The 24,047-nt window shown below is 55.7% G+C and carries 26 protein-coding genes; 11 read left to right on the plus strand and 15 right to left on the minus strand.

Annotation, left to right across the window (positions count from 1 at the left end; genetic code table 11):
• Positions 1 to 20 precede the first annotated feature (20 nt).
• Positions 21 to 635, minus strand: coding sequence for a hypothetical protein (locus tag IEX74_RS06405; RefSeq protein ID WP_188812237.1), 615 nt, complete (start codon positions 633 to 635; stop codon positions 21 to 23).
• Positions 636 to 637: 2 nt separating this feature from the next.
• A complete protein-coding gene (locus IEX74_RS06410; protein ID WP_188812239.1) occupies positions 638 to 1,471 on the minus strand; it encodes a metallophosphoesterase family protein in 834 nt (277 codons plus the stop codon).
• A 400-nt stretch (positions 1,472 to 1,871) separates the two neighbouring features.
• On the opposite strand from IEX74_RS06410, the gene radA reads away from it, so the two are divergent.
• The 5 genes from radA (at position 1,872) to IEX74_RS06435 (ending at position 7,870) form a co-directional block, all read left to right on the plus strand.
• Positions 1,872 to 3,257, plus strand: coding sequence for a DNA repair protein RadA (gene radA, locus IEX74_RS06415; RefSeq protein WP_188812241.1), 1,386 nt, complete (start codon positions 1,872 to 1,874; stop codon positions 3,255 to 3,257).
• 177 nt (positions 3,258 to 3,434) lie between these two features.
• Positions 3,435 to 4,907, plus strand: a complete 1,473-nt coding sequence (locus IEX74_RS06420) for a TlpA family protein disulfide reductase (protein WP_188812244.1) — start codon at positions 3,435 to 3,437, stop codon at positions 4,905 to 4,907.
• A gap of 133 nt (positions 4,908 to 5,040) precedes the next feature.
• Positions 5,041 to 6,060 carry an SPASM domain-containing protein gene (locus IEX74_RS06425; RefSeq protein WP_188812246.1) on the plus strand — a complete coding sequence of 340 codons (1,020 nt, stop codon included), beginning with the start codon at positions 5,041 to 5,043 and terminating at the stop codon, positions 6,058 to 6,060.
• Positions 6,061 to 6,167: 107 nt separating this feature from the next.
• The gene (locus IEX74_RS06430) at positions 6,168 to 6,764 is read left to right on the plus strand and encodes a helix-turn-helix domain-containing protein (RefSeq protein WP_188812248.1); all 597 of its coding nucleotides are present in this window, start codon (positions 6,168 to 6,170) and stop codon (positions 6,762 to 6,764) included.
• A 131-nt stretch (positions 6,765 to 6,895) separates the two neighbouring features.
• On the plus strand, positions 6,896 to 7,870 hold the full coding sequence (locus IEX74_RS06435) for a hypothetical protein (RefSeq protein WP_188812250.1): 975 nt from the start codon (positions 6,896 to 6,898) through the stop codon (positions 7,868 to 7,870).
• A gap of 46 nt (positions 7,871 to 7,916) precedes the next feature.
• Here IEX74_RS06435 and IEX74_RS06440 read toward each other — a convergent pair whose 3' ends face one another.
• From IEX74_RS06440 to IEX74_RS06485, 10 genes are all read right to left on the minus strand, one after another.
• Positions 7,917 to 9,215, minus strand: a complete 1,299-nt coding sequence (locus tag IEX74_RS06440) for an erythromycin esterase family protein (protein ID WP_188812252.1) — start codon at positions 9,213 to 9,215, stop codon at positions 7,917 to 7,919.
• Between the two features lie 89 nt (positions 9,216 to 9,304).
• On the minus strand, positions 9,305 to 9,643 hold the full coding sequence (locus IEX74_RS06445; protein ID WP_188812254.1) for a hypothetical protein: 339 nt from the start codon (positions 9,641 to 9,643) through the stop codon (positions 9,305 to 9,307).
• A gap of 121 nt (positions 9,644 to 9,764) precedes the next feature.
• Entirely contained in the window at positions 9,765 to 9,962 is a 198-nt protein-coding gene (locus IEX74_RS06450) for a FeoB-associated Cys-rich membrane protein (protein WP_188812256.1), read from the minus strand.
• A gap of 106 nt (positions 9,963 to 10,068) precedes the next feature.
• A complete protein-coding gene (locus IEX74_RS06455; protein ID WP_188812258.1) occupies positions 10,069 to 10,863 on the minus strand; it encodes an inositol monophosphatase family protein in 795 nt (264 codons plus the stop codon).
• Positions 10,864 to 10,895: 32 nt separating this feature from the next.
• On the minus strand, positions 10,896 to 12,596 hold the full coding sequence (lnt, locus tag IEX74_RS06460; protein WP_229755138.1) for an apolipoprotein N-acyltransferase: 1,701 nt from the start codon (positions 12,594 to 12,596) through the stop codon (positions 10,896 to 10,898).
• Positions 12,568 to 13,263, minus strand: coding sequence for a 16S rRNA (cytidine(1402)-2'-O)-methyltransferase (gene rsmI, locus IEX74_RS06465; protein WP_188812260.1), 696 nt, complete (start codon positions 13,261 to 13,263; stop codon positions 12,568 to 12,570). Before rsmI ends, lnt begins: the two co-directional genes overlap by 29 nt.
• Positions 13,264 to 13,343: 80 nt before the next feature.
• Positions 13,344 to 13,592, minus strand: coding sequence for a 4a-hydroxytetrahydrobiopterin dehydratase (locus IEX74_RS06470; protein ID WP_188812262.1), 249 nt, complete (start codon positions 13,590 to 13,592; stop codon positions 13,344 to 13,346).
• A 77-nt stretch (positions 13,593 to 13,669) separates the two neighbouring features.
• Complete coding sequence (locus IEX74_RS06475) at positions 13,670 to 14,392, minus strand: TIGR04283 family arsenosugar biosynthesis glycosyltransferase (protein ID WP_188812263.1); 723 nt, start codon at positions 14,390 to 14,392, stop codon at positions 13,670 to 13,672.
• Complete coding sequence (locus IEX74_RS06480; protein ID WP_188812265.1) at positions 14,376 to 14,867, minus strand: hypothetical protein; 492 nt, start codon at positions 14,865 to 14,867, stop codon at positions 14,376 to 14,378. Before IEX74_RS06480 ends, IEX74_RS06475 begins: the two co-directional genes overlap by 17 nt.
• A complete protein-coding gene (locus IEX74_RS06485) occupies positions 14,854 to 15,480 on the minus strand; it encodes a class I SAM-dependent methyltransferase (protein WP_188812267.1) in 627 nt (208 codons plus the stop codon). The genes IEX74_RS06480 and IEX74_RS06485 overlap by 14 nt, the downstream gene beginning before the upstream one ends.
• A 212-nt stretch (positions 15,481 to 15,692) precedes the next feature.
• Between IEX74_RS06485 and IEX74_RS06490 the strand changes: the two genes are divergently transcribed.
• From IEX74_RS06490 to IEX74_RS06505, 4 genes are all read left to right on the plus strand, one after another.
• Positions 15,693 to 16,715 (plus strand): hypothetical protein, encoded by a 1,023-nt coding sequence (locus IEX74_RS06490; RefSeq protein WP_188812269.1) that lies wholly within the window; start codon positions 15,693 to 15,695, stop codon positions 16,713 to 16,715.
• Between the two features lie 157 nt (positions 16,716 to 16,872).
• On the plus strand, positions 16,873 to 17,385 hold the full coding sequence (locus IEX74_RS06495; protein WP_188812271.1) for a hypothetical protein: 513 nt from the start codon (positions 16,873 to 16,875) through the stop codon (positions 17,383 to 17,385).
• Positions 17,386 to 17,541: 156 nt separating this feature from the next.
• Complete coding sequence (locus IEX74_RS06500; protein WP_188812273.1) at positions 17,542 to 17,778, plus strand: hypothetical protein; 237 nt, start codon at positions 17,542 to 17,544, stop codon at positions 17,776 to 17,778.
• Positions 17,779 to 17,910: 132 nt separating this feature from the next.
• The gene (locus tag IEX74_RS06505; RefSeq protein WP_188812275.1) at positions 17,911 to 18,609 is read left to right on the plus strand and encodes a metallophosphoesterase; all 699 of its coding nucleotides are present in this window, start codon (positions 17,911 to 17,913) and stop codon (positions 18,607 to 18,609) included.
• Positions 18,610 to 18,628: 19 nt separating this feature from the next.
• Here the strand turns inward: IEX74_RS06505 and IEX74_RS06510 are convergent, their stop codons facing one another.
• Both IEX74_RS06510 and IEX74_RS06515 read right to left on the minus strand, forming a co-directional pair.
• Positions 18,629 to 19,420, minus strand: a complete 792-nt coding sequence (locus IEX74_RS06510) for a hypothetical protein (protein WP_188812277.1) — start codon at positions 19,418 to 19,420, stop codon at positions 18,629 to 18,631.
• Between the two features lie 97 nt (positions 19,421 to 19,517).
• Positions 19,518 to 20,048 (minus strand): hypothetical protein, encoded by a 531-nt coding sequence (locus IEX74_RS06515; RefSeq protein ID WP_188812279.1) that lies wholly within the window; start codon positions 20,046 to 20,048, stop codon positions 19,518 to 19,520.
• A gap of 162 nt (positions 20,049 to 20,210) precedes the next feature.
• Between IEX74_RS06515 and glyA the strand changes: the two genes are divergently transcribed.
• Both glyA and tatC read left to right on the plus strand, forming a co-directional pair.
• Positions 20,211 to 21,503 (plus strand): serine hydroxymethyltransferase, encoded by a 1,293-nt coding sequence (gene glyA / locus IEX74_RS06520; RefSeq protein ID WP_188812281.1) that lies wholly within the window; start codon positions 20,211 to 20,213, stop codon positions 21,501 to 21,503.
• Positions 21,504 to 21,644: 141 nt separating this feature from the next.
• Positions 21,645 to 22,514: a twin-arginine translocase subunit TatC gene (tatC, locus tag IEX74_RS06525; protein WP_229755139.1), complete on the plus strand. Its 870-nt coding sequence runs from the start codon at positions 21,645 to 21,647 to the stop codon at positions 22,512 to 22,514.
• 89 nt (positions 22,515 to 22,603) lie between these two features.
• Here the strand turns inward: tatC and IEX74_RS06530 are convergent, their stop codons facing one another.
• On the minus strand, positions 22,604 to 24,022 hold the full coding sequence (locus tag IEX74_RS06530) for a hypothetical protein (RefSeq protein WP_188812283.1): 1,419 nt from the start codon (positions 24,020 to 24,022) through the stop codon (positions 22,604 to 22,606).
• Positions 24,023 to 24,047 lie beyond the last annotated feature (25 nt).

A 24,047-nucleotide genomic window follows, 5' to 3' on the forward strand; every position in this document is an offset into this window, starting at 1 on the left:
AGGTTAGCTGGTTCTGCTTGCTAGAAATCTACTTTTACCCCCAGACCTAGGGTCAGGATTTGGCCGAGCGACAGCCCTTTGGTGTTGGGTAGCAAGCTCACGGCGTATAAGTCATTGGTACCTAATTCGTAGTAAGCAGAAACCATCCGAGCCCGGCCATCTTGGCTTACGGGCAACTCGCGCCCCACGCGGCCACCCAGGAAGACACCCAGCCGCACCGTGGAAGACCACCAGTAGTAGTTCTTGTACGGATACTTGTCGTCGCGGGAGCGGTTCAGCATAGCCGAGGGCGTGTAGTTGGTCAGTAGCCCCAGCGTCAGTGGCTGCACCTGCCAGCGCGTTTGTACGGGCAAGCAGAAAGGCGCATACGTGCCTTTCAGAGTGAAGATGCTGAATGCCCGGCCGCCGGTGTACTTGCCTGGAACATAGCCGACTAGTGCGTCTACATCCCATCTGCGCTTAGAGCCAAGAGTATAGCCGGCTCCGCCTGCTACCAGCCCAATGCCTCCGGCCGTTTGCAATACGGCGTGCTGCGGCACGTACCAGCGGCGAGGCGTCGGCGTGTCAGATTGCGCCTGGGCGCTACTGCTTATCCAAGTAACTAGTAGCCCCACGAAGAGTAGTAAGTGCTTCATTGTTAATAAGCTATGCTTTCGAGCTTGTATTCTTTATCGCCCCAGAGCGTGAGGAGCAAGTATTGGCGCTGTTCCACACTGTAACCACTGATGTACGTCACGTTGTCGTTGTAGGGCTGACTCACGCCGAACTTGTCAATGTGGCCGCTGAGGTTGAATACCAGCCGTGGGGCGGCGGCTAGGGCCCGCGCGTAGCTAGTTGTCAAGCTAGGGTCAAAATCGCCGTCGAAAGGAGGGACGTGGCAAATGGCGACTTGCCGCCGCACGCCTACTGTATCAGCTAGCTGCTGTTGCAGCCACGGTACATTCGGTACCTGGCCGTTGAAGCCGTACTCGCGGCCGTTGGTATCCGTCAGAATGAAACGGGTGCCTGCGTACGTGAAGCTATAGTTCAAGGGCCCAAAGATTTCCTGGTAAGCCGCCCGCCCATTTCCGACGTGGTCGTGGTTGCCAATGACGGTGAAGTACGGCACGCGCAGCTGCTTCAGCTTGCCGTTCACCCATCGCATTTCGCGCCCGAGCCCGAAATCAGAAATATCGCCCCCGACGATAACCAAAGCTAGGTTTCGCTGCTGGTTGAGGCTGCTCACCAACGGGTCTAGCTCATCATAGTAGCGCTGCGAGTCGGCCGTAAAAGCGAAGCGGAGCGTATCGCCACCCGTGGGGTTCGGCTGCTGAGCTAGGCGCTCTAGGTTCTGGCGGGTCAGGTCGCGCTGGGCGTCGGGCGCCCGCACGTCATTTGGGCTGAATTCTAGTAGTTCGCAGCTGCTAATCAGCAGTGCGGCCGAGGCTAGGGTTAGCCCAAGGCGCAGGTAAGAACGGAACGGAAGTAGCATGAGAAAGGCTGAAAAGCATTGCTTCCACAGGATCAATGTTGTAGTACATACCGTTCTGCTCGCCACTTGTTTTAAATACAAGCTTCTAGAAGCTAGCTAGATAGGTCTGGTTGATCTGCTCCACATGCTCGCGTTTCCATTCAGGAGAAGCTTTCTGTCTGGCTAGCACAGCTCTAGCTGCCGGCTAGTTGCCTATATTTTTCGCGGCGTTTCCATGAAAATTAGATCAGGGAAAAGTACAGGCAGCAAGCTGTGCGCCGCACCGCTTTGGTGGCCAAACCTAGGTTGGTACAGGAGGCAAACGAGGCGAGTTGTTGACTGAAAAGCAAAGGCAAATAATCAGTTCCTGCCAAACTTTTTAGCCCTGTATAACCTTATTTAGTTTCCCTATATCGAGTACATGGCCAAGCTTAAAACCCTTTATTTCTGTCAGAATTGCGGCGCTCAGTCTGCCAAGTGGATTGGTCGCTGCCCCAGCTGCGGCGAGTGGAACACCTACGTGGAAGAAGTGGTGCAGAAGGAAGACACCAAGGTGGCAGGCTCCTGGAAGACGCCCACTTCCGCGCCCGGCACCAGCACCGTTGCCAAGCCGCGCATCATCACCGATATTCACTACGAAGAGGAAGCTCGGTTTAACACCAACGACGGCGAGCTGAACCGGGTGCTGGGTGGCGGCCTCGTGCCGGGTTCTCTGGTGCTCATCGGCGGCGAACCCGGCATTGGCAAGAGCACGCTGATGTTGCAGATTGCCATGAGCTTGCAGCAGCTCAAAGTACTTTACATTTCGGGCGAAGAAAGCGAGCAGCAGATCAAGATGCGGGCGGAACGCCTGGGCGAGCAACATCCTGGCTGCTATATTCTTACCGAAACCAACACCCAGAATATCTTCAAGCAGATCGACCAGCTTCAGCCCAACGTGGTTATTGTCGATTCCATTCAGACCTTGCAGTCGGGGCTGGTGGAGTCGGGAGCCGGCTCGGTGTCGCAGGTGCGCGAGTGCACCGCCGAGCTACTCAAGTATGCCAAGGAAACTAGTGTGCCGGTACTCATCATCGGCCACATCACCAAAGACGGCTCCATTGCCGGCCCCAAAATCCTGGAGCACATGGTAGATACCGTGCTGCAATTTGAGGGCGACCGGCACCTGAGCTACCGCATTCTGCGTACCATCAAGAACCGCTTCGGCTCCACCTCCGAGCTAGGTATCTACGAGATGCAGGGCTCGGGGCTGCGGCAGGTATCGAACCCGTCGGAAATTCTGCTTTCACAACGTACTGAAACGCTGAGCGGTATGGCTATCGGCGCGACGTTGGAAGGCAACCGGCCGCTGCTGGTGGAAGTGCAGGCCCTCGTGACGCCCGCCACCTACGGCACGCCCCAGCGCAGCAGCACCGGCTTCGATTCGAAGCGTCTGAATATGCTGCTGGCTGTGCTGGAGAAGCGTAGTGGCCTGCGCCTGGGGCAGCACGACGTGTTCCTGAACATTGCCGGTGGTCTGCGTTTGGAAGATCCGGCCCTGGACCTGGCCGTGTGCGCGGCGGTGGTGTCTTCCCTCAACGATCTGCCCCTGCCGACGGATGTTTGCTTGGCGGCGGAAGTTGGATTGAGTGGTGAGATTCGGGCCGTGAGCCGTTTGGACCAACGTTTGTCAGAGGCTGAAAAGCTAGGTTTTCAGGAAATGTACATTTCGCAGTTTAACGCCCGCGGCCTCGACCTAGGTCGCTACGGAATCCGGGTGCATCCACTGGGCCGATTAGACGAAGTTTTAAGCGGAATCTTCGGTTAAGTGGCAGCAGCATACAGAAAAAGAAATCTTCTAGATTGGATTATATTAATTTAGAAGAATTATCTTGCCGTGCTGAATTGTCTTTTACCTAGGAAATAGACTCCTGCTTATAAAAAATCGGATTAAAGAAGGGAATGTCGGCTCAGCATGTATATAAATTAGATTATCCTTTTTACAATGACTTACTTTTCTCGCTTTGCTGCTAGCCTGACTGTAGCGGCTTTGTTCATGTTACCGCACCTGGGTCGAGCCCAGGGTACGGTAGTGCTGACCGGCAAGGTTAGCAGCCGCACCGTCGATACGGTGGCCGTATCTGTGCGTGAAAATGCGCTGGATCCGAAAGAGAAAATCACGTACGCCCGACTCGACGATAAAGGCGAGTTTCGGCTGGCGCTTACTGTGGCTGGCCCCACCCGCGCCGACCTCGTGTATGGCGATGATGTGACCGACCTCTTTCTGGAGCCTGGCAACAACATGGACGTGCGCTTTAAGGGCAGCGACATGGCTACCACGGTGAAGTTCAAGGGCAACGGCGCCGCCGCCAACTCTTACCTGACCGAAGTAGACGAGAAGTTTGTCGAGAATGATGGCTTTCAGGTGTTGCCCGACAACATCATGCTTTACGAAGTGCCTTTCCTGTCGTTTCTGGAGTACCGCCGCAAAGAGGAGCGTAAGTTTTTCGATGATTACGCGCAGGACAACCAGCTTTCTGCCGCTTTTAAGGTCTACGCCAAAGCGGAAATTGACTACAGCTACGCCAACGACCGCCTGACTTTTCAGGATTTGCGCGAGCAGGTAGTAGCCACCGACGCCCGCCTGAAAATGTCGCCGACGTACTACGATTTCCTAAACGAAAAAAGCCTGATCAACAGCCCCGATGCTGGTGCGTTGCAAAGCGGGATGTACCAGGAATTCTTATTGAACTATATTCATTATCAAGCTACTGCAAGCAACCACCAGCGCAGCGATCCGGATTTCTACCAGGTGTGCTACGACATGGCTAAAACGCAGCTAACCGGCGCGGCACGGCTGCTGTGCCTAGGGCGCGTGATGCAGGAATCCTTCCGCTTCGGGCACGTGAAGCAGTCGGCGGCCATGCTCGCTGATTTTCACACCCTTGATGCCAAAAACCAATACTATTCGGTATTGCAGCACGATTTCGAAACGCACAAAGCCTTTGCCATCGGTGCGCCCGCTCCGAATTTTCACCTAATGTCGGCCACTGGCGACTCGGTGTCGCTGCAAAGCTTTGCCGGTAAGCTTGTTTACGTGAATTTCTGGCGCACTACCAGTGGCCTTAGCCTCCGCGACCTGCCATATGCCCAAGACCTAGCTAAGAAGTTCGAAGGCAAAAACATCGTGTTCCTGAACATCGCGCTTGATGAGAACGAAGGTGCCTGGAAGCAGTTGGTTATCAGCAAGAAGCTGCCCGGCGTACACGTGCGGGCCGCCGGTGGCTACCGCTCCGTCATTGCCAAAGCCTATGCAGTGCAGGACGTTCCTACATACTTGCTTCTGGCCGAAGACGGTACGTTCCTCAACGTAAAGCCCAAGCGCCTGAGCAGCCGCGCCGCCGTCGATGAGATAAAAGAAGCGTTCGGCAAAGCGGCTACTTACACCAGCCTATTGCCCATGTCGTCGGGTAGATAAACAATTTGCCCTGGCAATTGCTTGCTCCAAGCCTGTTATCCTGAAGCAAAAGCTAGGGTAACAGGCTTTTTTGTGACATGACAGTTGGTAGTTGCCGGCTTTCTTGCCAAGCAATGCCGACCTTTACTGCTACATGGCTTCTCTTCTGTCCGACGGTCTGAACTTCCTCTCGAAAGCTACCCCCAGGCGCCTACTGAACGCGGGGCAGGTAGTGGGCAGCTATGCGCTGAGCAAGCTGACGGGCAAAGCGCGGCATCGTGGGTTGCCACTGGCGTTGTCCTTCGAGCCGACCACCAGCTGCAATCTGCGCTGCCCGGAGTGCCCAAGCGGCTTGCGTTCTTTCACGCGGCCTACCGGAATGCTGCCCGATGATTTGTTCAAGCGCACAATCGACGAGTTGCACCGGCAACTGTGGTACCTGATCTTCTACTTCCAGGGCGAGCCGTATCTGCATCCTAGCTTTCTGGACTTGGTGAAGTACGCCGCCGACAAAGGTATTTACACTGCTACGAGTACGAACGCGCACTACCTCAACGATAAAAATGCTCGCCGTACCGTAGAAAGCGGCTTGGACCGGCTGATTATTTCCCTCGACGGTACGACCCAGGAAGTATACCAGCAGTACCGCGTGGGCGGCAAGCTCGATAAGGTGCTGGAAGGTACGCGCAACGTTATCCGGTGGCGCAAAGAGCTGAAATCGAGCACACCACGGGTAGTGTTTCAGTTTTTGGTCGTGCGGCCCAACGAGCACCAGATTGAAGACGCCAAACGCATGGCCAAAGACCTAGGTGTCGATGACGTGTGGTTCAAAACGGCGCAGATCTACGACTACCAGAACGGGTCACCACTCATCCCTACTATCGATTACTACTCGCGCTACGAGAACAACAACGGTAGCTGGCGCATCAAGAACCGGCTGCTGAACCATTGCTGGAAAATGTGGCACAGCTGCGTTATCACCTGGGATGGCCTGGTAGTGCCCTGCTGCTTCGACAAAGACGCGGAGTATCGCCTAGGCGATTTGCAAAAGCAAAGCTTCCGAGCGTTGTGGCAGGCGCCTAAGTATCAGCGTTTTCGCGAATCCTTGCTAAAAGGCCGCGACCAGATTGAAATGTGCCGCAACTGCACAGAAGGCACAAAGGTGTGGGGTTAAAGAGTGGCTGAATAGCTAAGTGACTGAGTAAGATCGTTGTCACATAGATGTTCTAGCTTACGGTTCGGTATTTACCACTTAACTCATACTGAAGCCGAACCTGGTTTATGTTTTCTGCCGAACGTATTGCCGCTATCCGAAAAAGTAAAGGCTTTTCTCAGGAATTATTGGCGGAACAGTCTGGTGTGAGCTTGCGCACCATTCAGCGGGTAGAGCAGGGCGACACCGTGCCGCGTGGCTATACGCTACAGGCGCTGGCTACGGCACTAGAAGTATCCCTCGATGACTTTCGGGCTGAGCCCGCACCACCTGAGGCAGTGTCAGACCCGGCGCCGGCACTACGCTCTGACTCCAACTTTCTGCAGCTACTCAACCTGAGTGCGCTGAGCTTTCTGTTCCTGCCCCTGCTCAATATTGTGGTGCCGTGGTGGCTCTGGCGAACCAGGCGCCACGACACAGAACATGCAGCAGAGGTCGGCCGCCGGGTGCTCGGCTTCCAGATCTTATGGCAGGTCGGGTGCTTCTTTGCCTTCTTGCTGGTCGTGGTGATACAGATGCTGGTAGGGCGCCCACACCGCGCACTACTGCCCGGCTTATACCTAGGTGTATTGGTGTTGACTTATGCGCTAAATGTAGCCGCAGTCGGTTATGCAGCATGGCAGTTGCGCCAAGGGCGTCTGGATATTTACCGGTTTCGCTTCTAAATTCAATAAACCTTATTAATCTGGTTACTAACATCTTGTATAATGTGGCGGCTAAATGGCGGCTAAATGACGCACGACCTAGGGCAATGAAGTAGGCACTTTTGGTTCATCAACCAACAAGCCTAGGTTTCATGAAACCGCTCTTCAAAATCCTCCTTATCGTACTGGCGCTACTCGGAATAAGTAGCATCGGGGGCTACTTCTACGTTCGTTATAAGTTCCAGCCGCCGGCCAATCAACTTGTCGTGACGAGCCTTCCGGCCGCGTGCTCCTTCACCTGGAAGGCCGATACGATGGCTCATCCTGCCGTGGCTCACGCGGCGCTGCTGGTACCTGTCAGGTTAGCTGGTTGTGCCCGGACCTGCTACCTACAGTTTGATACCGGAGCGCCTTACTCCCTGTTGTACGCTAAGCCCCTTGCCGCACTGCGCGTCGCCTACCCGGCTATGCAACGTACGCTGCTTCCCCAGCACGACACTATTCAGAATTTCTCATTCAACCTAGGTAGCGGACGCGTGCAGGCTGGCCGCCTCCCGGTGCTTCGCTATGGCGCTAGCCAGTTGCCGGCTGATAATAGCCCATTCATCATTGGTACGCTGGGAGCCGACGTACTAGCTAACCAGGTTCTCGTTCTTGACTACCCGCGGCGCCGCTTCACCCTGCTGCCTCGCGTACCGGATAGCTTGGCGCGCCAGGCAGCATTTGTGCCCTTAGATTTTGCCAATCGGCGGGTGATCCTGCGTGCTGCACTACAAGGGCAGGCTCATCAGTTTTTGTTCGACTCAGGCTCCAGTGCCTTTTCCCTGCTTACCAGCCAGAGTACTTGGCAGGACCTAGGTCGGCAGGCAGCTATACCGCAAATTAACGGGGTCAACTCCTGGGGTAAAACTCTGGTAGCGCATACGCTACCTTCCGACGCTACGTTACAGTTTGCAGGCTCGTCCGTTCCGCTACGCACCGTAACGTATATGGAAGGCACTAGCCTTCTACAGCAAGCCTTAATGCGCTTCTCTGGAATGAATGGTATGCTCGGCAACGAACCATTTCGTCACCATACCATTATCCTGGATGTGCAGGCCGGGCGCTTCGGGCTAGTGCCACACTAAGATTACGGAAGAACAAACCCTTATAACGCGCTGGTGGTAAGATATTTTACTCTGTCCACGGGTACATGTCAGGCGGGGTGTGTTCGTCGGCTTGAGTAGGCAAAGGGTGTAGCGCCTGCGTCTTGTCAATGAAGAGGAAGGCGTCGTACCGCTCCGGAATGATGGACGGTACGTAGTTGCCGTAGCGCTCAAACTCCGGTCGGTAGACTACCCCAATGGCCCGATGGCCTAAAGACCTGTTGAGCAGGGCAGTTTCACTGCGCAACTCTGTGCTGAGCAGCAAGGCATTATCGCCTTGCAACTGCTCATGCAGGTAATTCTCCCACGAGCCTCGCGTGGCTTGCGGCACCGACATTACCTCGAAAGGAGCCCCCCATTTTTTGCCGGCAATAACGGAGCCTTCATACGAGCCAAACCCAACGGCGAATACCTGCTCGCGACCGTAGGCTTCGCGGGCTAGCTGCCCCACGTTCACCATACCGTCGTCTGCCATATCGGTAGCGCGAGCGTCGCCGATATGCGTGTTGTGTTCCCAGATAATAGCTTTGCTGTCAGGTCCATGGAGGTCGAGCAGGCGAGTGAGGGTTTCCATCATGTGCCGGTCGCGCACGTTCCAGGAGCTGGAGCCGCCCTGGAGCATGGCGCGGTAGTAACGCTCGGCATTCACGGCTACCAAGGCATTCTGCTCGGCGGCGAAGTCCAACTCCCGACCTAGGCCATCTACGCCCGTGGTAGTAGGCGGCTGCCGGCGCAAGGCCCGTAACATCTCGCTCACCTCATCCTGACAATCCTCCGAGACGAAGGCCACGGCCTGGGCATACTCCTGCGGGTCGTTGCTGTACGGCTCGAAGCAGCTAAAGGCCTTGTGAGCAGCTTTTACGGCACCATCTCCTTGTTTTTCGACATAGTGTAGAATCTCCTGCAACGACTCCCACAGGCTATACACATCCAGACCATAGAAGCCAACCTTCTGGCCGGAAGCTAGGTTGCGGTTGTGCTGGTGCAGCCACTCGACCAAAGCAGCAATCTCCCAGTTGCCCCACATCCAGGTAGGCCAGCGGTCGAAGGTCTGAAGCAGACGTGCCGCTGAGCCGGCAGACATTTCATCCTGCTTGATAGCCTGGTTCACCTCGAAGCAGTCGGGCCAGTCACCTTCCACCGCAATAAACTGAAAGCCTTTCTCCTGAATCAGGCGCTTTGATAGAGCCGTACGCCAACGATAGTACTCGGAGGTGCCGTGGGAAGCTTCGCCCAGCAACACGATCCTGGCATCACCAATAGTATTCAATAATGGATCTAAGTCGGCAGCGGCACGTAGCGGGTGGGTGGGAAGTTGCGCTTTCACAGTTCTGTTTGAAAGGTATGAAAACAAGAAAGCACGCTCTGGCCGAAGCCAAAGCGCGCTTTTTAATTTCGTAATCGTGTGTTAGGAGTCTATTTGTGGCTCTTGTCCAGGTTCTTACCTAGGTCTTCTACCTTGGTGAGAAACTCAATGGAGTCAGATTCGCCATAGGTACCGTATGCTGATGAGATGGTGCCTTTTACGCCATCGTTGCACGTTAGGGCATACAGGATAGACATGTCATCGGGGTTGCTTTCGCCCTCGAAGCGGTAGAAATCCACGATGGTAACTTCTTCAGGGCCGTAGGTTTTATTTGGGTTGTCGAAGGTGTGCAACCGGCCGTCCGTAACGGTGAAGTTTGCGGTAAAGCCGTCGCTGCTCAACTTGTTTTCGACGTTTACCAAGGAGCGTTCTTCTTCTTTGTCTTGCATGATCAAGGGGATTTCGGTTGGGAGAGCTAGCTGCACTGTAGGGGCCACAAAAGCAAGCCCCCGTGCCTGCTATACGGAGCAGGTACGGGGGCAGGTTGTCCTTATTTTAAGAGCCGAAAAGCTAGCTCACGTTAGCCGGTTGGGTGGCCTTTTCAATCGTACGCTGAAGCCGATCCACATCAATGGTGCCGCACGCGCCGCCGCAGCCTTTGGCGCAGCCGCCTTCTCCCTTCGCAAAGAAGGATTGCCAGAAGCGCCGCCCAACGTAGAACGTGGCCGCCGCGAAGAGAAGCGCGATGATGAGATATTGCAAGATCATAACGGATGCAGAACCACGGAGAGCAAGAAAAAGTTTACCGCAACAGCTGTCATTCCTTTTCCAACTGGCCCTAGGTTCTTCGCAAGCTCAGGATCAAAAAGAATGGTTACGACCAATACTTACGGATGATATCTTGCGTGGCCTCGTGAATGTGGCCGTTGGTGGCTACTACTTCGCGGCTGAAAACTGGGTCGCCATCTATCGTGAACTGCGTAACACGGCCCCCTGCCTCGCGCACCAGCAGAATGCCAGCCGCCACGTCGTAGGAGTTGATGTTGAACTCGAAGTAGCAATCGAAGCGGCCAGCGGCTACGTAAGCTAGGTCCATTGCGGCAGAACCTACCCGGCGAATACCCTGCGTGTTCTGCATGAACTGACTGAGAATCTGAAGGTAGCCATCGAGTTTGTCGAATTTGTAATAAGGGAAGCCCGTGGCAATGAGGGTGTTGTGTAGGTCGTTGGCAGCGGAAACGTGGATGGGCTTTTCGTTGCAGAAAGCACCCGCACCAAGCGCTGCACGGAAGCACTCATCCCGAGTAATCTCATACACGACCCCAATCACCAGCTCCGCACCCTGAATCAGGGCAATGCTCACGCAGTAAGCCGGCAGCCCGTGAATGAAGTTCGTGGTGCCATCCAGTGGGTCGATAATCCAGTTGAGGTTCTCGGCGCGCTCGGCGCCTTCGGTTCCTTCCTCCGTGATAAAGCCGGCTTCGGGCAGGAGCTGGCGCAGCTCGTCTACTAATTGCTTCTCGCTCTGTTTATCCACGTACGAGACGAGGTCATGAAAGCCTTTGCTTTCTACGCTACCTAGGTCGAAGCTGGCGGCTTCCTGACGAATAAACTGGCCGGCCCGGCGGGCAACCTCGGCAACCTGAAAGCTGAGTTGATTGAAATCCATTGAATTTTCCTTGGTAAAAAGTTCTGCCTTCGTCAGGATGACAGGCGGGTTTGAGGGTTTTTAGAAGTAAACCGGCGCACAATCACCAGCACCAGCAGCAATACCGCCAGCACCTGCGTTGTGGGGCCAATCAGCTCACCGTGCCGCACGTAAAACGTCAGATCGGTATTGAGTTGCACGGGGTAGCGGCGGCCAGTTTGCAGCCACCAGGCGGTTTGCGTCAGAATTTCGCCTTTCTGGTTGATGAAGGCCGATATGCCGGTGTTAGCCGAGCGGGCAATGTCGCGGCGCGTTTCGATGGCGCGCAAGGTGGCGTATTGCAGGTGCTGCAAGTGGCCGGGCGAATCGCTCCACCAGCCGTCGTTGGTGATGATACCCAACAGGGTAGCGCCGTTCTGCACGTATTTGGCCACAAAGTCGCCGTACACCGATTCGTAGCAGATGAGCGGACCTAGGTTCAGGCGTGGATTGTTGCCAGGAAGGTGAAAAACGGTGCGCTCTTCTTGGCTGCCGTAGCTGCCGACAGTGCCACCTAGGTCGATGCTGGCAATGAACCTGGTGAGCAGCGGCGGAATTTTCTCGACCCCCGGCACGAGGCGCGACTTGTGATAGAAAGAGACTTTTCCGGTCGGAGTGGGGAAGAATGCGGCCGTGTTGAACACGTCGTAGTAGCCGGCATCGTCGCGGTAACGTGCTGTTACGCTGGCGGCTTCTTTGTTGGGGTACGTGGTCAGCGTGGTCATGCCGGTGACCAGCGACAAGCCTGGGTGCTGCGCCAGGAAGGACCGTACGCGCTGCACTTTAAGGTTGCCGTCCAGGAGGTGTTCCCAGTAAGATTCTTCCAGCGCCGTTTCGGGCCACAGCACGAGCTTGGTTTGCGGCGTCAGCTGCTGCTCGGTGAGGTGAATGAGGCGGGAAAGCTGCTCATCATAGGGCACGAAGTTGCTGGTTCCCTGAAACTTCTCCTGATACGGATCTACGTTCGGCTGAATGACCAGTACTTCCGCTTTGGCGCCTTTCTCCTGGTAGCGAGAGCCAATGACGTACGATAGCAGCATAGGTAGGCCAATCGCCAGCGCAGGAGCCAGCCAGCGCGTGAGCGGCTGACGGCGAGGGAGTAACTCACCTGCCCGAGTAGCGCTACCAGAACTAGCCGCAGGTCGCATAGCTAAGCCAAATAACGCTCTGAATACCAGAATATTCGTCAGCCATATCCAGACGGAGCCGCCCAGAAAGCCGGTGTACTCATACCATTGCACCAAGCTGTTGGCTTCGGCGAAGCCATTGCCTAGCGTTAGCCAGGGCCAGGTTAAATCCCAGTGCAAATGAAGCTGCTCAAACGCCACCCAGTAAATAGGCAATGACACGTAGCCCACCAGTGTACCTAGCCTCTTTTTGGTGTGATAAAAAGCCATCGTCGGCAGGCACATCAGCAGGGCATTGAGCACCACAGCCGCAATGCCGCCGCCTAACGTGCTGTAGCTCACCCACCATGTCGTGAAGGCGTTCCACAACACCAGCATGAGGTAGGTGTAGCGAAACACCTTCCAGCCGCTGGCCCCGCGCCTGACGAGCAGTTGCTCCATACGCAGATACGGCACGAAGGCGACCAGCAGCAACAAGGCTAGCCCGGCCGGATGCACCGGCCAGCCAGCCCATAGTAATCCTGCGCTGAGAAAGGCCAGCAAAGCGGCTCCCCAGTTGCTATTCCCGATTTCCTTGAACGACGACAACGATTTCTCCTTTAATAGTGGGGCGTGCCGCGAACTGCGCCGCTAGCTCCGCCAGCGTGCCGTTCACGGTTTCCTCGAACAATTTGGTTAGCTCCCGACTCACCGAACCTAGCCGCTCCGGGCCTAGGGCTTCGGCAAGCTGCTCCAGCGTTTTTACCAGCCGGTGCGGCGACTCATAAAAAATCAACGTGCGGGTTTCCGTGGCTAGTTCCCGCAGACGCGTCTGGCGGCCTTTCTTCACCGGCAGAAACCCCTCGAATACAAACCGTTCTGCCCCGAAACCTGACTTCAGCAGTGCCGGCACGAAAGCCGTTGCGCCGGGCAAACACTCCACCTTCAGGCCTTTAGCCAGACACTCGCGCACCAGCAGAAAGCCAGGATCAGAAATACCCGGCGTGCCGGCATCCGATACCAGCGCCATCCGTTCGCCGGCGGCAAGGCGATCGAGCAGACGTGCTACGGTTTGGTGCTCATTGTGCAAATGATAGCTGAGCATCGGCTTCTTCAAACCTAGGTGCTGCATCAGGCGGCCGCTGGTGCGGGTGTCTTCGGCCAGCACTGTGTCGACCTCACCCAGAATGCGGATGGCCCGGAGCGTGATGTCCTCCAGGTTGCCAATGGGCGTGGGCACGAGGTACAGAACAGTAGGCGCAGGCGTTTCAGACATAAGGGCAAAGGTAGGATGATTTGAGGTGCTGGTGAATGACGTCCACCGGTCCGACGCTTTGGGCGTCGGACCGGTGGACGTCAACCAACGACGTACTGCTCCGCTAGCTTGTCTATCTCGGCGGCGAGGCGATGGTCGCGTTTTGTTACGGTGTTGCCGGCGTCGTGGGTGCGCAGGCGGAACTCCACGGTGCGGTATTCACTGGCCATCCACGGGTGATGATCGAGGCGCTCGGCTACGGCGGCCACATCGGTCAGGAAGGCAAAGGCCGTTTTGAAGTCCGGGAAATGGAAGGTGCGCGTGAGGGCATTATCTTGTTCGAGCCACATAAGCAGTCAAGTATACGGGAAGGTTACAATGGAGAACTTTAGGGTTCAACGCAATATCTGCTTTTCTCGAACCTAGGCTAACGCGACAACAGCTTTTTGTACACCCTAGCCACGGTGGTTTGCCGGACTTTCATCACGTATAAACCAAAGACAATCAGGTGCGTTAGCTCCGTCTTCACCACGCCGTGCGCCAAGTACTTGCGGGCGGAAGTAAGCACGCGTTGCGGCATCACAACAAAAGCGGCTTTCGACTGCTTGATGCGCGTCACCATCTCCACGTCTTCCATCAGCAGCAACGATTCATTGAAGCCACCGAGCTGGTGGAACAGCGCTTTTTGGACGTACAAACTTTGATCACCAAACTGAAAATCACGGGCATTAAAGCGCGATGTCCAACCGCTAAGCTGCAAAATCCAGTGGTTGACGTCGAACTTCAGGCGGAAACAGCCGCTCAGATAACCGCGCTCATATTGGGCGCAGATAAGCTGATCGAAGGCAGGTGGTGGGAGCGTGTCGGCATGCAGGAAGTACAGCAGCTCGCCAGTGGCGTGGGCGGCGCCTAGGTTGAGTTGCGCCGCCCGCCCACGCTTGCTGGCTTGGAGTAGTTGCACTTGTTGCGCCAGGGCAACGGCGGTGGTAGCGTCCTCGCTGCCGCCATCGCAGATTAGTACCTCGTAGGCAATTTTGCCGCTGCTATGCGCTTCAATATGAGCTAGGGTTTTGGCCAGCACGCTGGCTTCGTTCAGCGTGGGTACGATGATGGATAATCTAGGTGTGCGCATGCTATTTGACCCAGACATCGGAGAGCAATACGATGGCTACGAAGAATACAAAGGTGAATTTGTAGCGCAAAGACACACGCGGCCGGGGAGCAACCGGTACCAGAATAGAGTTTTGGAAAGCCCCACCCAGACCTACAAACAGTAGCCACGCCAGCACATAAAAGAAGACATCCAGTGGGTCGAAGGTGCCGTCGGTGATGTGTAGCAGCTGCAGCACCTCAATGCCCAGCGCCATAACCAACGGCAGCAGCGTGAGTCGGCGCCGGGCCGGAATGAAGCTGAAGCTCAGGAAAGAGTACAGCCAAAGCGCGCCCGGCAGGTTATATACGATCCAGCGGCAGTAGTTGAGCCGCAAAACAGGCGGCTTGGCGGCCATAAACTGGAACAGTACTTTGTTAACAATCGTGTTTCGCGGCCGAAACAAGACGTAGATACCTAGGCTTACCAGCAAAGGCAACAGACAGTTGAGGAGGATGTGTTTAGTTTGTTTCATGGGCATACAGGGGTTTCTTGATCTGCACGATGCGCCAGTAGCCGTTTACCAGCGTGGTCACATCGGACATGGTTTCGGGGTCGAGAAGGGTTTGCAGCGGAAAGAAGCTTTTGAAGCCGAGTACTTTGCCCACGGGCGTGAGCAGTTTGTCTACCCACCGAAGCAGGCCACTTTCGGCGGTAAAATGATTCAGAATGTAGAGGCTGCCACCAGCCTGAAGCTGATTGTAGTAAGCACTCAGCACCAACTTAGGGTTCTCGATGACTGACAGCGAGTTGCAGAATACAATCTGCTCGAAAGCAGCCGGACCTAGGTTGTATTCCTCCGCGGCGGCATGCTTCAAGGCAATGCGCGTGTTGGGATAATCCTGTGCCCGCTTGCGCGCTACTTGCAGCATCGACCAGGAGCAGTCGATGCCCGTTACTTGCTTATAATGAGTGTAATACGGAATCGTGATACCCGTGCCAACACCAATTTCCAGCACGTTCTCCCCTGGCTGTTGGTTGATAACATCTACCAGCTGACGCACCAGCGGCCGATAAAACCACTGCAAGGCGAAATCATAGATGAAGGAGAGAAGGTAGTAACGAGCATTATTCAGTTTGGTAGCCATGCAAGCGGAAGTAAGCCGCAGCCGACTAGCACTAGTCAAACTCCGGCACAAATTATGATAGGAATAAGAAAAAATAGTACAAAAAGCGGGCCGATAGCTGAACAGGTAGACAAGCTAGCTGCGCCACGACCTAGATTCTACATAAGAACGCCGCGCTTTCGTCGTTGTGAAAGCAGGGTTCTGCTCTTCACTAGTTTAATAGTCAGTGCCTAATGAAAGCCTACTCTTCCGCGCCTGATTTCCAAGGTCCTGCTGTTGCTCCGCCACCTAAGCCGTTAGCGAAGCTGTTTTATAACGTCAAAGGACTAATCAGCATCATCCGCGGCGATGTTATTCATAATACCATCGGAGCTTTCCACGTGCTGCGGCTCTGGCATGTGCAGAAGATCAAAGCCGGACTCTTTACCAAAGAGCATCCGTGGGCGACGGGCATCAACCCCGGAACCCAGGAGCCGGTCTGGTTTCAGAATGTGGTGTTCCGTACGCCGGCTTTACCCGACCGGCAGTATGAAACGGACGAAATTATCTTGCAAAAGGTGGGCAACTTCCTGACGGACATGGTGAAGAAGTCGGCACAATTGCCGGAGATTCCGCACGGTCCGGAACGACGGATGCCACACGTCGTCAATTACTTGCACGGCTCGGTGCACTATAATGGCATGTGGTTGATATTCAATCATTTTGAGGAAGCCAAGCAGTACTTCTCCGACGTTCGATTTCGCAAGGAATTTAAGCGCTTAGTCCGGCGCGAGAAGCGGGAAGTCACGCTCGTTTTTCGAGAGCGGAAATATGACCCCGTGGAGTACGCCTACTTTTCGGGGTTTATCATGGCCAACTTTCCCTGGTTTGCCAACGTGAACGGACCCGGCAAGAAGGTGATGTGGGGCAACCCGGCGCCTTATCCGGCCATGAACATCATCAACGGCAGCTGGGTACGTGACGTGGACACGCTGCGAAAAGGCAGCCAAAACTTCCTCAAGGCCCCCGTAAACGCCGATGAGTACTTCACGCAATCATACGGAGCGTCGATTCAGGACTCTTATTTCGCGGAGCGGCTTGTTGCCTTCGTCGAGAATGAGTGGGTGCGCCGGCGAGGCTTCAACGCTGGTCTGTTTTTTATTAATCGGAAAAAGATCGACCAGCGGATTTACGAGAAATACGCGGCGGATAAATCGGTGCTGGCTGCTAAGCAGACGGTGGTGCCTAGCCCCTTCGATAAAGAGAAGCATTTATAAATGCTGACGTACCTAGGCTGCCTGCGCAGTTAGGGTGGGAAGGGCATAGGAAGTGACCAACGGCAGTAATTTTTTAAGGAACAGAAAACGGACCTAGCTAAACCCAAACCCGCAAACCACAGTACACCTAGGTACCAACCCGCCAAACCCTACAGCTATGGCTATCGATCCGCACAACCGCCCTGTTCGCGTCATCAACGACGATACTACTGACGAAGAATTTAAAGCTGGCCACATCATCTCGGGCGGCGACCCACCCAAAAACGAAGCAGCCCGCGGTGGTTTCGGCAACCGCGATGGCAAGGAAGGCTACGGCTCCGACAGCAATGATGGTAACACGGCTACTACCGTCAACGAGGAAGCCGATAAGATGGGCCACCCAGCTGATAACATGCGCGCCAGCGAGGAAGGCCGCTCCGACCGGGCCAACCAAGACCTACCAGCCCCTGAAGATATGGACGACCGGCGTGTAGCCCGCGCCCCCGACGAAATCGAGAATGACCCCGACGAGGATAAAGACGAAATGTATAACCCCAACTCGCGGGTTGGCATGGGCCAGATGGAACAGCCCCAGCCTGACCCTTCCAAAGTGGGCGCCACTACCGCAACCAATGCTGAGTTGCTTGACCCGAATGCTCAGGAATCTGGTCTAGATATCGGCGAACGATAAGTTGCTTCGGCAACATTCCGCACTAAATTCAGAACCCACCCAAAAGTGGAAGCCGTAGAAGCTAGCAAGCTCATGATGAGCTAGTCAGCATAGTTATCGGCTTTCAGGTTAGTACTAGTTGAATGCAGTTGTTTCACCCTTTTATCAGTTGAAGCCATGCCTTACAAGAGTAATAACACCAACCACCAGTCCAAAGAAAATCACGGCTCGCCGACGCGTTCAGAGCAATCTAAAGCAGGTGGCGATAAGCCACTGGGCCAAACCGGAGAAGAAGAGGAACGCCTGACCAACGAGTACACCGAGGATGGCTTAGATGCTATTCCTTCGGATCTGTTGCGTCATCCTAACCGCAACCTCGACAAGCCTGACCTGGGTAAGCCCTCATACGGTTGATCCATGGTCCTGAATTTCAACAAAAAAGCACCGGCTGTCAGTCGGTGCTTTTTTGTTGAAACTAACCTAGGTACAGCGCAACCGAATAGGATGCATGCAGTATAAATCACACCACCCTCAACCCTTTGCCCGATGGCGCGCTACGTCACGACTGATCCACACGGCTGCTTGCTCACGTTCCGCCATTTAATCGAAAATGTGCTGGAGTTGCGCCCCGAGGATGAGCTCTATGTATTAGGTGATTATGTGAACAAAGGCCCCGATAGCCGCGGTCTGCTCGACTACCTGATGCAGCTGCCCGAGCGTGGCTATAAGGTGCAGTGCCTGCGCGGCAACCACGACCAGGAGCTGCTCGACGCGGCCCAAGGCCGCAAGCACCTCACCTGGGCGTCGCCGGCCGATCAGCAGCTGACGTTGGAGAGCTTTGGTGTGAGTTCGCCAGCCGAGATTCCGGCGCCGTATCTGGCGTGGCTCGATGCGCTGCCATACCAGCTCGATCTGCCCGATTTTGTACTGGTTCATGCGGGCTTCAACTTTCGGCTGCCGCCCGAGCGGATGCGCATCGATCTGCATACCATGCTCAACATCAAGGAATTCACGTTTGATGCTTCGCGCTTGCAAGGCCGGCGCCTGCTCCACGGCCACGTCCCGACGCCCACGGCCGAAGTGCAGCGCCTGGTGCGGATGGAAGCCGGCTCCATTAGCCTTGATACCGGCTGCGTGTATCGCCACAACCCGGAGCTGAGTCACCTCGCCGCGCTGGAGCTGGATTCCTTCGACCTGACTCTGCAGCCGAACATAGAGGCGCCTTACGCTATTGCAAGGCGTTAAAAAAGCAGAAAAATCTAGCTTACTTATTTTGCAGAATACCCGCCTGCAACACTCGCCGTGCGGCCTGCTGGTATGGATTGTCGGCATCGGCGGCTACTTGCGCCATCACCGTACCCGCTTCGGAAAGCTGATTGGCCTGCCAGTGCGCCATACCTAGGTGGTAGAGTGCTTTGCGGGCCAGCGGCACATCGGGTTGCTGACTGACGCGCCGCAAGAACGTACGGGCACCGGCCGCGTCGCCGTCACGCAGCAGGAAGATGCCCGTGTAGTACAGCAGCGTATCCTGACCTAGGTTGTTGGACGGAATGCGCCGCAAAGAGCGCAGCGCCGCCGCGTAGTGCCCTTCCCGGTACTGATTCATCGACTCGGTGAGCAGGGGCCGCCGGTCGGCGCGGGTTTCGGTGGGCGAGAGGCCGGGGTCGGGCTGGTAGTACTGCTCCCAGGTGGTAGCCGAAATTGGCGAGGGTCGCCGCGTGAAGATCCAAAGAGCCATAGCCAGCACCAGCACGCCCACCACAATAGCCACCCACCGGTTCTGGGTGTGGCGCTGCTGGTGCTGCATCCGAACAATGGCATCCTGGCGCTGGTTGAGCCGGCGGTCGAGCGAAATCAGGCGCAGGCGCAATGTTTCGTGGCCAGCCACCCACCGCAGGTCGGCCGTGAGCTGCTCGTAGGCAGCGTGGGCATGGCGAAGGGCATCGTCTTCCAGCAAGCGCTCCTCAAACTGCTCCTGCTCATCCGGCGCCATCTGGCCATCGGCAAAGCGCTCCAGCACTTCTAGGTAAGGGCGAAGGTCAACGGGCGAACTCATGCGTGGGAGGGCAGTAAAGCGGAAGATAAGCGCACGAATGGAGTAGAGGTTTCAATCATACAAGCAAGAAGCGCCAACTGGGTGCGGTAATACAGGTTTATAAATCAATGGCTTCTTCGTCGGGCGCCGTCAGGCCAGGTCCACGGCTGACCAGTTCGTAAAGCGTGCGCACGCACCCGGATTTTTGCAGCCGCGCAACGGTGGCATTCGCGAAGCCCATCTTGCCCGCTACTTTCTCGAAGTTGTAGCCGCGGAAATAAAAATACATCAGGATCTTCTGGCAATCGGAACCTAGGTGCCCAAATAATTCGAGCAGCCGTTGGCGGCGGCTGGCTTCCACCACCGGCAGCCCGGCCGTATTTTTCTCGGCGGCAATCCGCTCATACGCCATGCTGTAAAGATGAGCGCGCAAATCGTCGGGGAGCTTGGTGAGGCGGCCATCGGCTACCTGATCGTAGAATTCCAGCAGCACGGCCCGAAGCAGCTCGTGAGCCTGAGCCGGCTCCACCTGGTGGTTCAGCCCGGCCCAGTGCGTAAAATGCTCGCGCTGCTGTTGATAAAAATTGATAATAAACGTCTGATTACCAACGCGTAATCTAGTTAAAACTTCGGCAAGAGGCTGCGCCATTTACAATTATCAATTAACATTTGCCATTTACCAGCACTTGAGGCGCATCGCCACAGCTCGCAACTCCGATGCAAGTTAAATCTAGATAAGCGCTATTCAGCATTGTTAAATGGTAAATGTTAATTGATAGATGATAAAGGACTTGCCCGTACCTTTGAGCTTATGGAAACCCGCATCGCACCTCTCACGCAGGACACCGTCCTATTCGACCTCATCCGTCAGGAAAAAGAGCGTCAGACTCATGGTATTGAACTCATTGCCTCCGAGAATTACGTTTCGGAGCAGGTGATGCGGGCGCAGGGCTCCATCCTGACCAACAAGTACGCCGAAGGCTTGCCCGGCAAGCGCTACTACGGCGGCTGCGAAATTGTGGACCAAGTTGAGCAGCTCGCCATTGACCGCGCCAAGGAGCTGTTTGGAGTGGAGTGGGTGAACGTGCAGCCGCACTCCGGCGCTCAGGCCAACGCCGCCGTGATGCTGGCCGTGCTCAACCCCGGTGACAAAATCCTGGGTTTCGACCTCTCGCATGGTGGTCACCTGACCCACGGCTCGCCAGTCAACTTTTCGGGTAAGTTCTACAAACCTAGCTTTTATGGCGTAGAGCCCGAAACCGGCCTGATCGATTGGGAAAAAGTAAGGGAAACCGCTCGTCGTGAGCAGCCTAAGCTCATTATCTGCGGCGCCTCGGCCTATTCCCGCGACTGGAATTATAAGGTGCTGCGCGAAGCTGCCGACGAAGTGGGCGCGCTGCTGCTCGCCGATATTTCGCATCCTTCTGGTCTCATTGCCAAGGGCCTGCTGAACTCGCCATTTGAGCACTGCCACATCGTGACGACTACGACGCACAAAACGTTACGTGGTCCGCGGGGCGGCCTCATCATGCTCGGTAAGGACTTCGAGAATCCCTTTGGCCTGAAGACGCCCAAAGGCGAAATCCGGATGATGTCGGCGGTGCTGGATGGTGCGGTTTTCCCCGGCACGCAGGGTGGCCCGCTAGAGCACGTAATTGGTGCCAAAGCCGTAGCCTTCGGCGAAGCGCTGAGCGATGCGTACGCCGACTACACCCAGCAGGTAATCCGAAATGCCCAGGCTTTGGCCAAAGGCTTCGTAGAGCGCGGCTACCAGATTATCTCCGGCGGTACCGACAACCACTTGATGCTAATTGATTTGCGTAGCAAAGGTCTCACGGGCAAGCTAGCCGAGAACACACTCATCAAGGCCGACATCACCATCAACAAGAACATGGTGCCCTTCGACGATAAGTCGCCGTTCGTGACCTCCGGTATGCGTATCGGTTCGGCCGCCATAACGACTCGCGGCTTGGTCGAAGCCGATATGACACGTATTGTGGAGTTCATCGACGACGTGCTCATGCACCACGCCGACGAGGCACACCTAGCCCAGGTGCGCAAGCAGATAAACGAGTGGATGCAGCAATTCCCGCTCTTCGCCTAAAGAAGTGACTGAGTGGCTGAGTGGCTGAGTGACTGAGTGCGTGTAAATTCGAGGGGCGAAATCCTGCCGTCTTTCATTTACGTTTGTTCTTAGTGCTTTCCCCGCCACTCAGTCACTCAGTCACTCAATCACTCTTTTTCTGTGGATCAAACCCGCTTAGAAGCCGGACAAACCCTAGGTGAGTCCCACGAGATGTCCTTCATTGATCATTTGGAGGCATTGCGGTGGCATATCATCCGCTCGGCTATTTCCATTATTGCCTTTGCCACGGCTGCTTTCTTTGCCAAAGACTTCCTGTTTCACGACTTGATCCTAGGTCCTTCGCGACCTGATTTTTGGACGTATCGCATGTTTTGCAGATTTGGCCAATGGGTCGGCAACGCGGAGTTGTGCATGGATAAGGTTGGGTTCGTGATTCAGAACCGCGAAATGAGCGGGCAGCTCACCATGCACATCAGCACGTCGTTTATGGTGGGCATTGTGCTGGCCTTTCCCTACACGTTCTGGGAGCTGTGGCGCTTCATCAAGCCAGGGCTTTACCCGCACGAGCGCGCCAACTCGCGCGGCGCCGTGTTCTTCGTGTCGGTGCTGTTTATCCTGGGTTTGCTGTTTGGCTACTACATCGCCGCGCCGCTGAGTATCAACTTCCTGGCTTCGTATACGGTCGATCCGACCATCGAAAACCAGATCGACTTGCAGAGCTACCTGAGCACACTCACCACCATGTCGATTTCGTGCGCCTTCGTGTTTGAGCTGCCTATGATTGTGTTTTTCCTGGCTAAAGCCGGGATTGTGTCGGCCGAAATCATGCGCATGTACCGCAAGCATGCTATTGTAGTCATTCTGATCATCGCGGCCATCATCACGCCGCCCGATATTTCCTCGCAGCTCATCGTCACCATCCCGATTCTATTGCTTTATGAGCTGAGTATCAACATTGCCCGCGTGGTGCGCCGCAACGCCACGCAACGCCTCAACGCCGAGTTAGCCGCTAATAACGGAGTCAGCTAAAAAAAAGCGCCTTCGTCGAGTAACGGAGTAGCGAAATGACTGAGTGATTGTTCAGACCTAGGTAACAGAACAGCCTCTCAGTCATTTCACTACTCCGTCACTCTTTTATAGACCCTAGGTGTAGCCGTGGGTTTGTACTGGTCGAATACAGCGGGGATTTTGTAGCGCAACCTAGGTAGCAGGCCCGCTTCGTCGATAATGTAGTCGGGTGGCGTGGGGGAGAAGTTATGCGCGATTCTGTTTACAGCGCCGTATTCATCGAGATGCCCGAAGTCAGTTTGAGCCAGTGCCCAATCTAAGTAAGGCGTGGTCAGGCGGTTGTATAAGTAGGCCCGCTGATCGTTGCCTAGCACGAGCAAGCGCCGCCCGTGCACTGCGGCATAGGCTGGGTTCGGCTGGACGGCGTAGTGGCTTTCGGCCGGCAGTTGAAGGGTTTGCTCCAGACCTAGCATCGTCCGGTAGCGAACCGTGACGATGGCGCCCATGATGACCAGGAGGAAAACTTCCGGGAGCCAGGCGCGCCGGGCTTTTTGCCACAGAAATAAGCTGAAGTACGTAACAGGCGGCAGTACCAGCACAAGCGTGCCCGGCGTTATGCCCCGCCCGGCGGCTACCATGAGCACGGCCACCAGCAGCCAAACCAGCATAAGCTGCTGAAACTTAATCTGGAAGACTAATCCTAAGGAAGTCGTGAAGGTGCGGGCAAAAGCTAAGAGCAGCACCACGCCGGGCAGAATCAACAGGCGCAGCTGTAGCAGCAGCGGCAGCCCGTCGGCACCCGCGACCATTCCGCGCAAGGAAGGCTGCAAGTGAAAACGCACAAAGTCGGGCAGCGACTCGGAGTAAAGGAAGAACGTAGCGGCCACCGCGTACGGAAAGAAGAAGCCGCAAAGTAGCAGCAGAAAGCTGCGAAAAGAATTAGCGGCAAAAATGATAACTGCAAATAATCCAACGAGTAGAAATAATGCTAAGGGTAGGTAGCATAGTGCTGCCACGCCCACCAAGAAACCCGCCCGGAACAAGCGCCGGTTGTCGTATCCTTCGCGCGAAGTAGGCAGCAAAGCGCTCAGCGACAGAATGATAAAGGTGTGCCCCAGCAACAGGGGAGAGAGAGTATCTAGGTCGGAGGTGAGGCTGGCAAGCAGCAGGTAGGTAAGCGCCGCCACAAAGCCCCGTTCGGGGTGCACATCGGCGCGGTTGAGCACGGCGTTCAGGCGCAGCGCCTGTAGGAGCAACAGCACCAGCGCCAGCGCCCGATACAGCCACAGCGGACGGTTCGCCACAAAATCGAGGGCTCCGAAAAACGCTGCGGCCAGCGGGGCGGTGCTATCGTAAAGGCTACGGTAGAGCAGAGACCCCTCGTGCAGCCGCTCACCAACCAGCATCGCCCGCAGCTCGGCCGTGGTGAGCGGCACCCCTAGCCACAGCAACGGCAGGCGCACGGCCAGCACCAGAACCAGCAGCATAACCAAGCGGGTAGGCAGCGGACTTTTAAAGAAACGAAGCAAATACGTGGAAGCTTAAGGTCCGGAG

Source organism: Hymenobacter cavernae, from assembly GCF_014641455.1.
Lineage (GTDB): Bacteria > Bacteroidota > Bacteroidia > Cytophagales > Hymenobacteraceae > Hymenobacter > Hymenobacter cavernae.